Source organism: uncultured Flavobacterium sp. (assembly GCF_963975005.1).
Classification (GTDB): Bacteria; Bacteroidota; Bacteroidia; order Flavobacteriales; family Flavobacteriaceae; genus Flavobacterium.
The window spans coordinates 1-13,641 of record NZ_CAXBFR010000071.1 but is presented as its reverse complement, the minus strand read 5'-3'; the positions used below and the strand labels follow the sequence as shown (position 1 = coordinate 13,641).

19 protein-coding genes are annotated in these 13,641 nt (G+C 28.3%); 11 read left to right on the top strand and 8 right to left on the bottom strand.

Annotated elements, in window-relative coordinates; translation table 11 throughout:
• The 4 genes from AACZ53_RS09540 to AACZ53_RS09525 form a co-directional block, all read right to left on the bottom strand.
• The coding region (locus AACZ53_RS09540) for a hypothetical protein (protein WP_339837586.1) at window positions 1–199 on the bottom strand (199 nt) is incomplete at its 3' end.
• 101 nt (window positions 200–300) lie between these two features.
• The gene (locus AACZ53_RS09535) at window positions 301–564 is read right to left on the bottom strand and encodes a heavy-metal-associated domain-containing protein (RefSeq protein WP_339837584.1); all 264 of its coding nucleotides are present in this window, start codon (window positions 562–564) and stop codon (window positions 301–303) included.
• Window positions 565–640: 76 nt separating this feature from the next.
• Window positions 641–1,054 (bottom strand): DUF6691 family protein, encoded by a 414-nt coding sequence (locus tag AACZ53_RS09530; RefSeq protein WP_339837582.1) that lies wholly within the window; start codon window positions 1,052–1,054, stop codon window positions 641–643.
• Between the two features lie 93 nt (window positions 1,055–1,147).
• The gene (locus AACZ53_RS09525; protein ID WP_339837579.1) at window positions 1,148–1,705 is read right to left on the bottom strand and encodes a YeeE/YedE thiosulfate transporter family protein; all 558 of its coding nucleotides are present in this window, start codon (window positions 1,703–1,705) and stop codon (window positions 1,148–1,150) included.
• 186 nt (window positions 1,706–1,891) lie between these two features.
• On the opposite strand from AACZ53_RS09525, the gene AACZ53_RS09520 reads away from it, so the two are divergent.
• The 5 genes from AACZ53_RS09520 to AACZ53_RS09500 all read left to right on the top strand — a co-directional run bounded on the left by AACZ53_RS09520 (window position 1,892) and on the right by AACZ53_RS09500 (window position 6,011).
• On the top strand, window positions 1,892–2,374 hold the full coding sequence (locus AACZ53_RS09520; protein ID WP_339837577.1) for a DUF4199 domain-containing protein: 483 nt from the start codon (window positions 1,892–1,894) through the stop codon (window positions 2,372–2,374).
• A gap of 1 nt (window position 2,375) precedes the next feature.
• Window positions 2,376–2,828 carry a 2-dehydro-3-deoxyphosphooctonate aldolase gene (locus AACZ53_RS09515; protein WP_339837575.1) on the top strand — a complete coding sequence of 151 codons (453 nt, stop codon included), beginning with the start codon at window positions 2,376–2,378 and terminating at the stop codon, window positions 2,826–2,828.
• A 95-nt stretch (window positions 2,829–2,923) separates the two neighbouring features.
• Window positions 2,924–3,742 carry a 3-deoxy-8-phosphooctulonate synthase gene (gene kdsA, locus AACZ53_RS09510; RefSeq protein ID WP_339837573.1) on the top strand — a complete coding sequence of 273 codons (819 nt, stop codon included), beginning with the start codon at window positions 2,924–2,926 and terminating at the stop codon, window positions 3,740–3,742.
• Between the two features lie 14 nt (window positions 3,743–3,756).
• The gene (locus AACZ53_RS09505) at window positions 3,757–4,602 is read left to right on the top strand and encodes a hypothetical protein (protein WP_339837571.1); all 846 of its coding nucleotides are present in this window, start codon (window positions 3,757–3,759) and stop codon (window positions 4,600–4,602) included.
• A gap of 146 nt (window positions 4,603–4,748) precedes the next feature.
• Window positions 4,749–6,011, top strand: a complete 1,263-nt coding sequence (locus AACZ53_RS09500) for a hypothetical protein (RefSeq protein ID WP_339837569.1) — start codon at window positions 4,749–4,751, stop codon at window positions 6,009–6,011.
• Between the two features lie 70 nt (window positions 6,012–6,081).
• Here AACZ53_RS09500 and AACZ53_RS09495 read toward each other — a convergent pair whose 3' ends face one another.
• The 4 genes from AACZ53_RS09495 to AACZ53_RS09480 all read right to left on the bottom strand — a co-directional run bounded on the left by AACZ53_RS09495 (window position 6,082) and on the right by AACZ53_RS09480 (window position 9,409).
• The gene (locus AACZ53_RS09495; RefSeq protein WP_339837565.1) at window positions 6,082–7,539 is read right to left on the bottom strand and encodes a magnesium chelatase; all 1,458 of its coding nucleotides are present in this window, start codon (window positions 7,537–7,539) and stop codon (window positions 6,082–6,084) included.
• A gap of 94 nt (window positions 7,540–7,633) precedes the next feature.
• Entirely contained in the window at window positions 7,634–8,752 is a 1,119-nt protein-coding gene (locus AACZ53_RS09490; RefSeq protein WP_026716372.1) for a VWA domain-containing protein, read from the bottom strand.
• A 57-nt stretch (window positions 8,753–8,809) separates the two neighbouring features.
• Window positions 8,810–9,160 carry a DUF1801 domain-containing protein gene (locus AACZ53_RS09485; RefSeq protein WP_339837562.1) on the bottom strand — a complete coding sequence of 117 codons (351 nt, stop codon included), beginning with the start codon at window positions 9,158–9,160 and terminating at the stop codon, window positions 8,810–8,812.
• Between the two features lie 3 nt (window positions 9,161–9,163).
• Window positions 9,164–9,409, bottom strand: a complete 246-nt coding sequence (locus tag AACZ53_RS09480) for a hypothetical protein (RefSeq protein ID WP_339837559.1) — start codon at window positions 9,407–9,409, stop codon at window positions 9,164–9,166.
• Window positions 9,410–9,493: 84 nt separating this feature from the next.
• Here AACZ53_RS09480 and AACZ53_RS09475 point away from each other — a divergent pair, with 84 nt between their 5' ends.
• The 6 genes from AACZ53_RS09475 (at window position 9,494) to creD (ending at window position 13,447) form a co-directional block, all read left to right on the top strand.
• Complete coding sequence (locus AACZ53_RS09475) at window positions 9,494–10,129, top strand: hypothetical protein (protein WP_339837556.1); 636 nt, start codon at window positions 9,494–9,496, stop codon at window positions 10,127–10,129.
• Between the two features lie 92 nt (window positions 10,130–10,221).
• Entirely contained in the window at window positions 10,222–10,518 is a 297-nt protein-coding gene (locus tag AACZ53_RS09470) for a transcriptional regulator (RefSeq protein ID WP_339837553.1), read from the top strand.
• A 98-nt stretch (window positions 10,519–10,616) separates the two neighbouring features.
• Complete coding sequence (locus AACZ53_RS09465) at window positions 10,617–11,072, top strand: hypothetical protein (protein ID WP_339837551.1); 456 nt, start codon at window positions 10,617–10,619, stop codon at window positions 11,070–11,072.
• A gap of 104 nt (window positions 11,073–11,176) precedes the next feature.
• The gene (locus tag AACZ53_RS09460; RefSeq protein WP_339837548.1) at window positions 11,177–11,731 is read left to right on the top strand and encodes a DUF1361 domain-containing protein; all 555 of its coding nucleotides are present in this window, start codon (window positions 11,177–11,179) and stop codon (window positions 11,729–11,731) included.
• Window positions 11,732–11,735: 4 nt separating this feature from the next.
• Window positions 11,736–12,038: a hypothetical protein gene (locus tag AACZ53_RS09455; RefSeq protein ID WP_339837545.1), complete on the top strand. Its 303-nt coding sequence runs from the start codon at window positions 11,736–11,738 to the stop codon at window positions 12,036–12,038.
• A 53-nt stretch (window positions 12,039–12,091) separates the two neighbouring features.
• On the top strand, window positions 12,092–13,447 hold the full coding sequence (gene creD / locus AACZ53_RS09450; protein WP_339837542.1) for a cell envelope integrity protein CreD: 1,356 nt from the start codon (window positions 12,092–12,094) through the stop codon (window positions 13,445–13,447).
• Window positions 13,448–13,641 lie beyond the last annotated feature (194 nt).

The following is a 13,641-nucleotide window of genomic DNA, read 5'->3' as shown; positions in this document are numbered from 1 at the left end:
TTGTGTGTTGGTAATCAGATAAAGACTCAGTTCCATTAACTATAGTTCCTTCTTTACTATACTCCCACTTCCCTTCAATTGAAGCTTCCTTATCATCATCTTTATTACAAGATACTAACGTTACTGTAGCTACTAAAAATAGCAATACTACTTGTTTAAATTTTTTCATTTTTGTTTTTTTATTGATTAATTCGGACAAATATAAATTAATTTTCTAATAAAAAAATATTTTATTATTATTTTTTTAACATTAAAAAACCTACTTAAGAGTAGGCTTGTTTCGGTATGCATAAAAAAAACTTAACCTATATTTCCAATAGCACAACTTACGTAAGATTTAGCTTTTGAGCTTAAAGAATTTTGCTCACCATCTTCAGGGTAACCAGCTTTTTTTAATGTCTCTTTTACTTTTTCAAGAATAATTTCAGTACAATTTAAAATAACTAAACTGTCCTCTACATAGATATTTAAATTAGAAACTCCTTTTATTCCATTTAATTTATTTGTAATTGTTTTGGCACAACCACCACACTTTAAGTTTTGAACATATATTTTATATTCCATGATATTTTATATTATAACAAATTTATAAAATACAATAATCACAATCTGTAACAAAAGCTACTTATAAATTAAATTATTAGTGAGGCAATTTATCTTTTACGATTCCGTATATAAAATTACCCAAAAGTGCTCCAACTAAAACCACTAAAATCGGAATTATTCCTACTCCCAATAAAACAAATATTGGGCCAGGACAACATCCAACTAATGCCCAACCTAAACCAAACATTATTCCACCGATGATGTATCTAAAAGAGGCTCTTTCTTTGTCTAAAATTTCAATAGTATGTCCTTTATAGTCTTTAATATCTTTTTTCTTTAAAAATCGAATACCAATTACACCAGTAAAAATAGCAGTAAAAATAACACCATACATATGAAAGGATTGAAAGTGAAACATTTCATATATTCTATACCAAGATATGGCTTCTGTCTTGGTTAAAACAATTCCAAATATAAATCCCACAAGTAAAAATCTAAATAATTTCATTTGTTTTTATTTATTTATTTAAGGTCAAATGGTATCTCTTTTCTTTAAAGGTGTTTGTTTGCAACAAACTGATTATTTTAGTCGATTCCATAGTTAAAATAATAAGGGAATTATAAAATAAGACGTAATTAATCCACCAATAAAAAAACCAATTACTGCAATTAATGAGGGCAACTGTAAATTGCTCAATCCAGAAATCGCATGACCTGAAGTACATCCACCGGCATATGGAGTTCCAAAACCAATTAACAAACCACCAATTAATAAGATTGAAAATCCTTTAGGTGTTTGCATAGTTTCCATACTAAATATGGCATCTGGAACAATTTTTCCGTTTGGAGCGTCAATATTTAAGGCTTGTAATTGCTCAATTGTTTTAGGATTAATTTGAACTATATTTTGACTACTTAGAAACTGTGTGGCAAAATAACCTCCTAGAATTGCTCCTAGAACCATGACTAAATTCCATTTTTGTTCTCTCCAATCAAAATCAAAATATTGACTAGCTCTTTTTGCTCCTCCAATTGTGCAAAGGGTTCTTAAGTTAGAAGACATCCCGAATGATTTACCAAAATAAACCAACGACAACATTATCATACCAATTAGAAACCCAGAAATTGACCAGTGCCAAGTTCCATATATAAAATCCATATTTTTAATTTTAAGCAAATATAATTAATGTATTCAATTTCAAATGGAGATATTAATTTTTTTTAATTGTCAGATGATATCGCTTTACTTCTTTCTTGTTGCTTTTTTTATTTCAAAAAACTTTTATTAATAGCGTTTTGATAAACATTTATTACTTTTATAGCGTATTTAATTTAAAAAAGTAAAATGGAAAAGTTTAAAATCGAAGTAAAATGGGCTGTTATTTTTTCAGTAAGCTTGTTAATTTGGATGTATTTTGAAAAAACAATGGGCTGGCATGACGAAAAAGTAAAATTTCAACCTATTTATACTATGCTTTTTGGAGTTATTACTATAATTATCTTTGTTTTAGCATTAGTAGAAAAAAAGAAGAATTATTACCACAATAAAATAGACTGGAAGCAAGGTTTTCTTTCTGGAGCGATACTTTCCTTACTAATAGCTCTCTTAACTCCAGTTGTTTTGTTTATTACATTCGAATATATTTCTCCAGATTATTTTACAAACATTATCAACTATAAAACAGAAAATTCAAAAATGACATTGGAAGATGCCCAAAAATATTTTTCTCTGTCAAATTACATGTATACAAATACTTTTTCAACCTTATCAAATGGAATTGTTGTTAGTGCTATAATTTCATATTTTATAAAATCTAAAGCCAATTAACATGAAAAAATTAATTTTAATTTTCTCAATTATCACTATTACTTCATCTTGTATAAGTACAAAATCAACCATTAAGAATATTGACAATGATGCTATAAGACCTATGATTAAGGATGGAATGTTTGTTTTTACAGAATATGCGAAAGATTCAAAATATGGCGTTGATGCAGATTATCCTGTTAATATTGGACTAATAAGTGAACGATCAGAAGAAAACTTTATCAACTATTTTTTTAAGGGTTTACAAGGACCAAATGGAGAAAATATTGAATTTAAAAAAATTGATACTTGTTGTCCGTTTCCAACTATGCATTCTAATATGGGAGCAGGATTATTATATATGTATGAAGTAAATTTAGAAGGTTCAACCAAAAAACAAACATTCTATTTCAATATATTTGAAAAAGGAAAAATTGTTTGTCCCAAAGGATTTCAAATTAGAAAAATAGAATAAGAAATTAAAATTATCTTAATGTAACATAAGTAACCTTTTAAACTTCGATTAGATGGTTTTTCTTTTTATCTTTGCAACTTCAAAAACAACAAATTATGAACATAAACAATATTCCACAAATAAAGCATACAACTAGTGGTAATTTCTTTCTTTTAGCCGGTCCTTGTGCTATTGAAGGTGAAGAAATGGCAATGAGAATTGCAGAAAAATTAGTATCAATTACTGATAAATTAGAAATTCCATTCGTATTTAAAGGTTCTTTTAAGAAAGCTAATCGTTCAAGAATTGATAGTTTTTCTGGAATCGGTGACGAAAAAGCTTTAAAAATTTTACAAAAAGTTTCTAAAGAATTTGGAGTTCCAACTGTAACGGACATTCATACTAATGAAGACGCTGCAATGGCAGCCGAATATGTAGATATTTTACAAATTCCTGCCTTTTTAGTTCGTCAAACAGATTTAGTTGTAGCTGCAGCCAATACAGGAAAAACAGTAAACTTGAAAAAAGGACAATTCATGAGTCCTGAAAGTATGAAACATGCTGTTCAGAAAGTATTAGATTGCCAAAATGAAAACATTATGGTGACTGATAGAGGAACCATGTTTGGCTACCAAGACATGATTGTAGACTTTAGAGGAATTCCAACCATGCAACAATATGCTTCTACAGTTTTGGATGTAACGCATTCTTTACAACAACCAAATCAAACTGCTGGAGTAACTGGTGGTCGTCCTGATATGATTGAAACAATAGCAAAAGCTGGAATTGCAGTTGGTGTTGACGGAATTTTCATTGAAACACATTTTGATCCTGCAAATGCAAAAAGTGATGGAGCAAACATGTTGCATTTAGATTATTTCGAAAACTTAATGACAAAACTAGTGGCCATTCGTAAAACAGTAAATCAATTTTAATTTTTAATACTATAATGAAGCAATCATTTTTAATGGTTGTACTAACTTTTTGTGTGTTTTCACAGTACACCTTTTCGCAAGAAACAGTCGAAAATCCTGAAAAATACACGGCACATAACAAAGGTAAATTTTATGTTTATTGGGGTGGAAATAGAGAAACTTTTTCTAAATCAGACATCCGTTTTAAAGGAGCAGATTATGATTTTACATTGTATGATGTAGAAGCACATGATAAACCAAAAGGATGGCATACAGATTATATCAATCCCTCAAGAATGACTATTCCTCAAACTAATTTTAGAATGGGTTATTTCATTAACGATCATTACAATATTTCTCTTGGTGTAGTCCACATGAAATATGTAATGTATCAAAACAAAAGAGTTAATTATTCAGGAAATTATCCAAATCCTGGAACATATAACGAAAATCCTATAGGAAACCAATTGACTTTAGATGAACAATTTCTGACTTTTGAACATACTGATGGTTTGAATTATGTTAATACTGAAATTGCCCGTGTAGATGATATTTCAAAATTATTTAAATTGCCTAATACAGATAAGTTTCAAGTCAATACAGTTGGTGCTGTTGGAGTTGGATTATTATTTCCTAAAACAAATGCAAAAGTACTTTCAAAAGACAGACACGATGATTTTCATGTTTCTGGATTTGGAGCTTCTGCTAAAGTGGGATTAAACTTCACATTCTTCAAACACTTTTTTGTACAAACAGAATTAAAAGGGGGTTATATAAATATGAACGATATTAGAACAACTGCTTTAAGTGATGATACTGCAAAACAAAAATTTTGGTTCCTACAACGTATAATTGTTCTTGGTGGTATTTTTAGGATTTAATCCCTTTAAAATAAATAAAAGAATCGCTTTATTAATTTAAAGCGATTTTTTTTATCCAAATTTTAAGAGGTCGTTTCTGTTTTAATTTATAATTAATATTCTTTATATCTTTGTAAATATTACATTTCACTTAATTTTTTAAAAAAATGAGTTTTTTTTCAGCATATCAGAAGTATATTATAATTCTATTTTTTTTATTTACTTGTGTTTTTTTAAAGGCACAAGAAATCAGTATTCCTTTTCGAATTGGAGATAAATTTGGTGTATCAAATCCAAATGGAAAAATGATTATTCCTGCTGTATATGATATTGTAGAACTACAAAGTTATAACCATAACAAATACTTTATTGCTTATAATTTTGTCAATAATTCTGTACTTTCTTCATTGATTATTGGGGACAAAATAATTCTTAAAGATCAAACTTATAAAGATTATTATATGGATAATGATTTGATCAATGCTGTTCGTTATGAATATATAAAAAAATCAAGTTATGATGACAGTAAAAACTTTAAAGATTATCATCATTTATATGATATAAAAGGAAGAGAAATTTTTAAAGAAGACTTTTCATATATAAGTATTGATGATGAAATAGATAAAGATAATAAGTCTAATCTTTTATTAGTAACCACTTATGATGATGATGATGATAAACCATCCCTTTATTTTTTTGATAAGAAAAAACAAAAAATTACTAAATCCATTTTTAAAAATGCTACACAAGTAAATATAACTAGAAATTATGATCGTGATTATAATGATAGAAGCTTAACGTATCAATTTTTTGATACAAGTGGCGTTGGAAAGGAAATTTTGTTAAAACTAGAAAAGGAAACTATTGTAATTGCTTATGAAAAAGTAATTAATCTTGAAGCAGAGAAAAAAATACGCCATTATAATGAATATGATAATATGATTGATGTTCCAATGGAAATAGCTCCTTCACCAATATTAAATTCAGTGGAAGAAAAAATTATTCTAAACGCAAGAAAAATAGAAAAGAAAGGATATTTCTATTATTTACCAAAAAAAATTGAAGAGTTAGATATACATAATTTTAAACTCAGAAAAGACGAATATTTTATCGTGAGTAAAAATGACAAACAAGGTTTATATTCAGTTTACAAAAAAGAATACATCCTGCCTATTGAATATGATGAAATAATTTTTGCAAATTTCGAAGGAAAAAATGGAGGTCATGTTTTGAAAAATGGTGATAAATATGGTGTATATATTTATGATTATCCAAACAATTTAACTATTTCTCCAATCTTTGATAAAATGCCTTTATTAGTCGATTATAATTATTTTGGAAAAGGAATTCCATTATTTAAACTATATGATGAAAATGGAAAATTTTTTTGTTATACTAATGAAGACGGTAAGCTATATTACAAACCTTAATTTTCAATAAAAGAACACTAGTTTATTTAAAAAAAGCCTTTATAATAGATATAATAAAGGCTTTTTTTTCTTAGAGTTTGCTAATAAAATTACTATACAAATCTTTATATTGGTAACCCGAATCCACTCTGTTTTTGGTCAGTTTTTTATATTCTACCAAAGCCCAAAGAATAAATTCTTTCATAAAGTATACATCTTCTTTAGCAATTTCAGGTTGGTATTTTTTTACTAAAACATCTAAAGGTTTTACTTCATCTAATATTTTTTGATATTCTGTATTACTCTCATCATCTAGTAATTCAAAACCGCTTTCGTTAAAGAACCATTCTAATAAGTCGGTGTAAGCATTTTTCTCATTTTCCTTTTCTAACTTTTCAATCTTTGGAAAATATCCTGGAAATAAAGTATGAATCGCATCGCCAATTAAAAATTGAGCAACTGTTGCAGCTCCTTCTTGTTCTCCTTCATAAACTAATTCTACTTTTCCAGTAATTGCAGGAATAATTCCAATAAAATCTGATAATCTTACGGTAGTTTTTTCTTCTCCAGCTAATAAAGCTCTTCGTTCTGCTGTTGAAATTAAATTTTCAAAAGCTGTGATGCTCATTCTTGCAGAAACACCACTTTTAGCATCAATAAACTCACTATCTCTGGCTTCAAAACTTATTTGTTCTAATAAGTCTTTCGCTAAACTTGGTACATAAACAGTTTCTGACTGATTGTCATCCAATTTAGATTCTTGTTCAGTAATAGTTCTTGCAATGCCTATACTTTCGGGATAATGGGTTAATATCTGCGAACCAATTCTATCTTTCAAAGGTGTTACAATGCTTCCTCTATTGGTATAATCCTCTGGATTAGCTGTAAAAATAAATTGCAAATCTAAAGGCATTCTTAATTTAAAACCACGTATTTGAATATCTCCTTCCTGTAAAATATTAAACAAAGCTACTTGAATTCTAGCCTGTAAATCTGGCAGTTCGTTAATTACAAAAATACAGCGATTTGCTCTTGGAATCATTCCAAAATGAATTACTCTTTCGTCAGCATAATTCAGTTTTAAATTCGCAGCTTTTATGGGGTCAACATCACCAATTAAATCGGCAACCGTTACATCTGGAGTAGCTAATTTTTCAAAGAAACGTTCGCTTCTATGCAACCATGTAATTGGTGTTTTATCACCTTTTTCTTCAATTAAATCTTTGGCAAATCTTGAAATTGGATTTAATGGATCGTCATTAATTTCGGAACCTTCCACAACTGGAATATATTCGTCTAAAAGTTCAATCATTTTTCTAGCCAAACGTGTTTTTGCTTGACCACGAAGTCCTAATAAATTAATATTATGTCGCGACAGAATAGCTCTTTCCAACTGAGGAATAACGGTATTTTCAAAACCGTGAACACCTTCAAAAGTAACATCACCTGCCTTTATTTTGTTGCGCAAATTAGTTCTTAATTCGTCTTTTATATTTTGAGATTTGTATCCTGATTTTTTTAATTCTCCTAATGTTTTTATGTCTTTCATATATAATTTTATAAAGTGTGCGTATTTTTTTTTATTTTTTGGAACACAGATTTAAGAAATTTTAAAAATCTATGTAATTTTTAAATTGTGAAAACTATCGAATCTTCTTCTTCCTATTGGTTTCATAATCTTGAAAAATCATTTCCCCTAAACCTTTTAAACCCGTATAAAATGCTTTTCCTTGATTAGCTTCAGTAAAATGATTCACAAATTGTTGCAAATAAGGATCTTTGGCAATCATAAACGTAGTAATTGGAATATGTAATTTTCTAGCTTGAGCAGCTTGATTGTAGCATTTATCAACAATGTATTGATCTAAACCGTTACTGTTCATGTAATATTCACCATTTTTCTCCCGAACACAACTTGGTTTTCCATCAGTAATCATGAAAATTTGTTTGTTGGTATTTCGTTTTCTTCTTAAAATATCCATCGCTAATTGCAATCCAGCTACAGTATTAGTGTGATAAGGTCCAACTTGCAAATAAGGTAAATCTTTAATTTTAATCGTCCACGCATCGTTTCCAAAAACTAAAATATCTAAAGTGTCTTTTGGATATCGTGTTGTGATAAGTTCGGCTAAGGCCATCGCTACTTTTTTGGCAGGAGTAATTCGGTCTTCGCCATAAAGAATCATGCTGTGTGAAATATCAATCATCAAAACCGTGCTCATTTGCGATTTATGGTGACTTTCCTCTACAATCAAATCGCGTTCCGTTAGCATAAACTCTCCTACCCCATTATTGACTTGAGCGTTTTTAAGACTTTCGGTTAATGAAATTTGTTCGACTGAATCTCCAAAATTATATTCCCGAAAATCACCTGTTTGTTCATCTCCTTTTCCAGATTGTTTTGATTTGTGATTTCCTGATGCTGATTTTTTAAGATTGCCGAAAATTTGATCTAAAGCCGATTGACGAATAGCTCTTTCGGTTTTAGAAGTAATTCCCATTCCACCTGTTCCGTCAGGTTTTAGTTCTTCTCTGATATATCCTTTTTTCTTTAAATCTTCTATAAAATCATCAATTGTGTAATCTGGAGTAGTTAATTTGTATTCCATATCCAAATTACGTAACCAATCAATAGCTTCATCAAAATCTCCAGAAGTATGGATTATTAATTCTTTAAAAATAGTAAATAACTTATCGAATGGTGATTCGTAAGGTGCTTCATAATTTTTAAAATAGAATCCTGATTTGTTCACTTTATTCATAGGTATAAAATTAAGAATAAATGATCAAAGTAAATTATAACGAGTATTAATGTTTAGTTAAAGATATAAGGCCTTGACTTCCAATAAAACCTCATTTAAAACTTTATTGTCAATGCTTTTTAGGTTAACATATCGCAATGAAGCAACCAATTTCCTGTCTTTATCAATCATTTTATCTTTATGTCTTTTTAAAAGATGCCCTTTCATAAAACACAAATCAATGGCATTTTCTTTTTTTAGTACATTTAGATAACAAAATGGTTTCTTCTTATAATAATAAAATGGCATATGCCATTTAAAAAGCAATTCAACTTCAGGAATAACCTGTTCAACAACAGCAAATAAATGCAAGATTATAGCTTGATAATGTTCAGGTTGTTTTAAGATGTATTCTTCAGCTGGTTTCATTTTTTATTGTTTTACTTCTACTTGATTGGGTTTTTTACGAATAAGTTTATTGCTATATTTAAATAACAAAAAAGCTAAAAAACTAGCAATTACAATTATTACAACCTGCCCTAAAACATAACCAGTTTCTTCACTTCTACTTACTACGTCTACTGGAATTTTTCCTGAAATCATACTATAAATTGTTCTAGCAATAGCTACAAAAATGTATAAACTCATTCCTTTTAATATGTATCCTAAAATTTTCATTTTTCTTTTTTTTCAAAAATAGTCAAAAAAAATAGTTCATCATTGAAAAATATTTATTTACTTTGCAATTCAAAGTACTTTATAATGGAAAACGAAAAATATCTTCAAGACATTGCCGAAATAAAAAACATGATGAACAAATCTTCTCGTTTTTTATCATTGAGTGGTTTATCCGGAATTTTAGCTGGTTTTTATGCTTTAATTGGAGCTTTTTTAGCAAACAACATTATTAAATACACTTATGATTCAAGATACGTCATCGTTCGTGGTAAAATGAACAATACTTCTACCGAAAGTGCTATCAACCAACTATTTATTATTGCTGCAATTGTCGTAATTTTATCTATTATAACAGGAATTATTTTAAGTTCTGCAAAAGCTAAAAAATTAGGAGAAAGTCTTTGGGATGTTTCTTCTAAACGATTAGTTATTCAGTTTTCGATTCCATTAATCTCGGGTGGTTTGTTTGCATTAGCCCTACTTTATCAAGGATATTACGGATTAATTGCTCCAGTTACTTTAATTTTTTACGGTTTAGCCTGCGTAAATGCTAGTAAGTATACTTTAGGTGATGTGAAATATTTAGGATTAACCATGATATTTATTGGATTAATTTCAACGTTCTTTATTGGATATGGATTATTTTTCTGGGCAATAGGATTTGGATTTTGTCACATTGGATATGGATATGTGATGTATCGAAAATATGATAGGAAATAAACTATTTGTGATAGAATAAATCCAACCTTATAACCTTTTAAACTTATAAACATTTAACCTAAAACAGATACTGAAACAAGTTCAGCATAAAAATGAAAAACATCATACAAAACATAAACAAAGCATTTGATCACAGGATTCGTCTTGGGATTATGTCTGTTTTGATGGTCAATGAAAGTGCTGATTTCTCAACTTTAAAAGAATTATTAGGTGTTACTGACGGAAATTTGGCCAGTCACGCAAAAGCATTGGAAAGCGAAAATTATATTACAGTCGAAAAACAATTTATTGGAAAAAAACCAAATACCAGTTATATCGCAACCAAAGAAGGACGAATTGCCTTTAAAAATCATATTGAAGCCCTTGAAAAATTAATCTCAAAATCATAAAACCTTTTTTTTATCCATTTACTTTGAAATTCAAAGTACTTTTAATAAACAACATTAACGTAAAACATCGAAAGATGTTGAAATAAATTCAACATGAAATGAAAGAAATCATCATCGAAAAATTGTACAAAATCGTAAAAGTTCCTTATGAATTTTTATTCAAAAATGCTTCTCCTTGGGAAGTTAGTATTTCAGATTTTATTAATCTTCCTGAAGAAAGTTTAGGATTTCATTTAGGTTGTTTTTTACTGAAATATAACCTTGAACCACAGCCAAAACTTGAAGAACACGACATCTATCATGTGTTAACTGATACTGGAGTTTTAGTAACAGATGAAATTAACATGCAGTTTTATTTATTAGGAAACGGTAAAAAATCACCTTTTGTATTTATGGTTATTGCAACTGGACTTCTCTTCTATCCTTTTAGAATCAAAACTTATATAGAATCTTATAAAAAAGGCAAAAAAGCTCATCAATTCTATCATTTAGATTTTTTAAAAATGTTGCCTATTCCATTAAAAACTATAAAATCAACTTTTAATATTCATTAATTATGCAAACTATTTTTCACTTGTATCAGTCGAACAAAAGGCTTAATAATTTATTATTCGCTTTTGGATTTTTTTGTCTTTGCTTATCGTTAATTCGTATCAAAATGACTACTTCAATATTCTTGATGTTTCTGATTTGGAATTTATTTTTAGCTGTAATTCCGTTTCTTTTGACAAGTTATTTAAAAACTAGGAATCTATTCGATAACAAATTCAAAAACGGAATAATCGTTTTAACTTGGTTGTTGTTCTTACCCAATTCATTTTACATCATAACAGATTTTGTGCATTTATCTTTATCGAATTCTTATACTTTTTGGTATGATTTATTATTGATTAGTTCTTATTCAACTCTTGGATTTTTATTAGGAATCATATCCTTACAAGATTTTGAAAAATCAATTTCATCAAAGTTCAGTTCCTTGATAACATCAATTTTACTTTTTAGCATTACAATCTTATCAGGTTTCGGAATTTATTTAGGTAGAATTCTTCGCTATAACAGTTGGGATATTTTTAAAAATCCGATAGACTTATTTACTGATTTATTGAACATTTTCTTAACAACAAAGTCATTAGGATTTTCAATCTTATTTGGTTGTTTCATCTATTTCATTTTTCAAGTTTCAAATTATTTTACAATAACTATTAATCAATAATATCATGGAAGAAATATTAAAAAACCCGTTTTATCAAAAAAATTATATTCCCATTTTATCCTTTACAATTGGGACAATCCTATTGTCATTATATGCAATAACTAAAATTAATATGTTACCAATTATTGGACTTTTCTATGTCTATTTAGCACTATTTATTAATTTTTGTTATCTAATTGCTATGATAATTCTACACTTCATTGAAAAGCGAAATAATCAAGAAACATTAATAAGAATAGGAATTGCCTTATGTAATATTCCAATTACTCTTTTCTATATGTATTTAGTTTTTAACGTAATACATTAACCACAAAACCTTATAAACTTTTAAACACATAACCTTTTAACCTTATTAAAATCATGGAAAATCAAACACAATTACCACAACAAAAGCCTTCGTTTTTTCAATCTAACACAGCCAAAATGATTCTGGTTGGCTTACTTTGCTTATTCTTATTAATTCCGTTAGAACTAGTCAAAGGTTTAATTTCTGAACGTTCACAACGTAAAAAAGACATGACCCAAGAAGTCAATACACTTTGGGGTTCAGATATTAAATTTTATGGACCCATTTTAAGTGTTCCTTATTACGGAATTGAAACTACGGAATATGTTGATGCCAATTCTCAACGTTCAACACAATCAAAAAGAGTTATAAAAACAGCTTATTTTTTTCCAGAAACATTAAATAATTCTTCCGTAATTAAGAAAAGTAAGCCTTTAAAAAGAGGTTTGTATGAAAATGTAGTATTTACTTCTACAATGGATTTTGATGGAAACTTCACCAAGCCTAATTTTGAAAAACTAAATATTGCTCCCGAAAATATCATTTGGGAAAAAGCAGCTGTTATCATCAACACTACTAATTTAAAAAGCATTAAAAGTGATTTGAATATCACTTTGAACAGTACTAAATATGCAATCGAATCAAGTAATCTAAAAGTGTCTTCAAAATTTGGAACCTTAAAATCGGATAGTTTTAATTTTAACGAACTTCAAAAAGAAGGTGCAATCAATTTTAAATTTCAAATGAAGTTCAACGGAAGTGAAAGTGTTCAATTTATTCCGATTGGAAAAACAACCAATATCAAATTAGATTCTGATTGGGATTCACCAAGTTTAATTGGAAGTTTTGCTGCCAATGAAGAAAATAAAAAAATTGATAGTACAGGATTTCATGCAGAATGGAAAGTTTTAGAAATAAACAGACCTTTTTCGCAACAATATGAAGAACAAATGCCTAATTTAAATGAGTATTTGTTTGGTGTAAAGTTATTAGAAACCGTGGATCAATACCAACAAAACGAAAGAGCTTCAAAATATGGTTTTTTGGTAATTGGATTAACGTTTTTAGTGTTCTTCTTGATTCAATCGATTAGTAAAATCAACATACATATTTTTCAATATACTATGATTGGTTTGGCTCTAGTGATGTTTTATACCTTATTGATTTCGATTACGGAACATTCTACTTTTTCGATAGCCTATATAATTGCTGCCATTGGAGTTATTGTGATGATAGTACTCTACTCTATTTCGATATTAAAAGATAAAAAGTTTCCAATGTTTATCGGAATTTCATTGACGGCATTATATACTTTCATTTTTGTAATTATTCAATTAGAAGATTATGCATTATTAGTAGGAAGTATTGGATTATTTGCCATTTTAGGAGCAGTAATGTATTTCTCTAAAAAGATTGACTGGAATAGTTAATTAGATTTTCGGATATTGGATAATTAGATAAAAAAAACCACAGATTCACAGATTTTATTCTTTGAATTTGTGGTTTTAATTTTTAAAAAAATCCATTAAAATAATCGCAACCGTTGTTAAAACCATCACGATTAATAAGATTGTAAAATATAACTTTTGGACCTTTTTATTTTCTTTATAATCATATGAAGGAA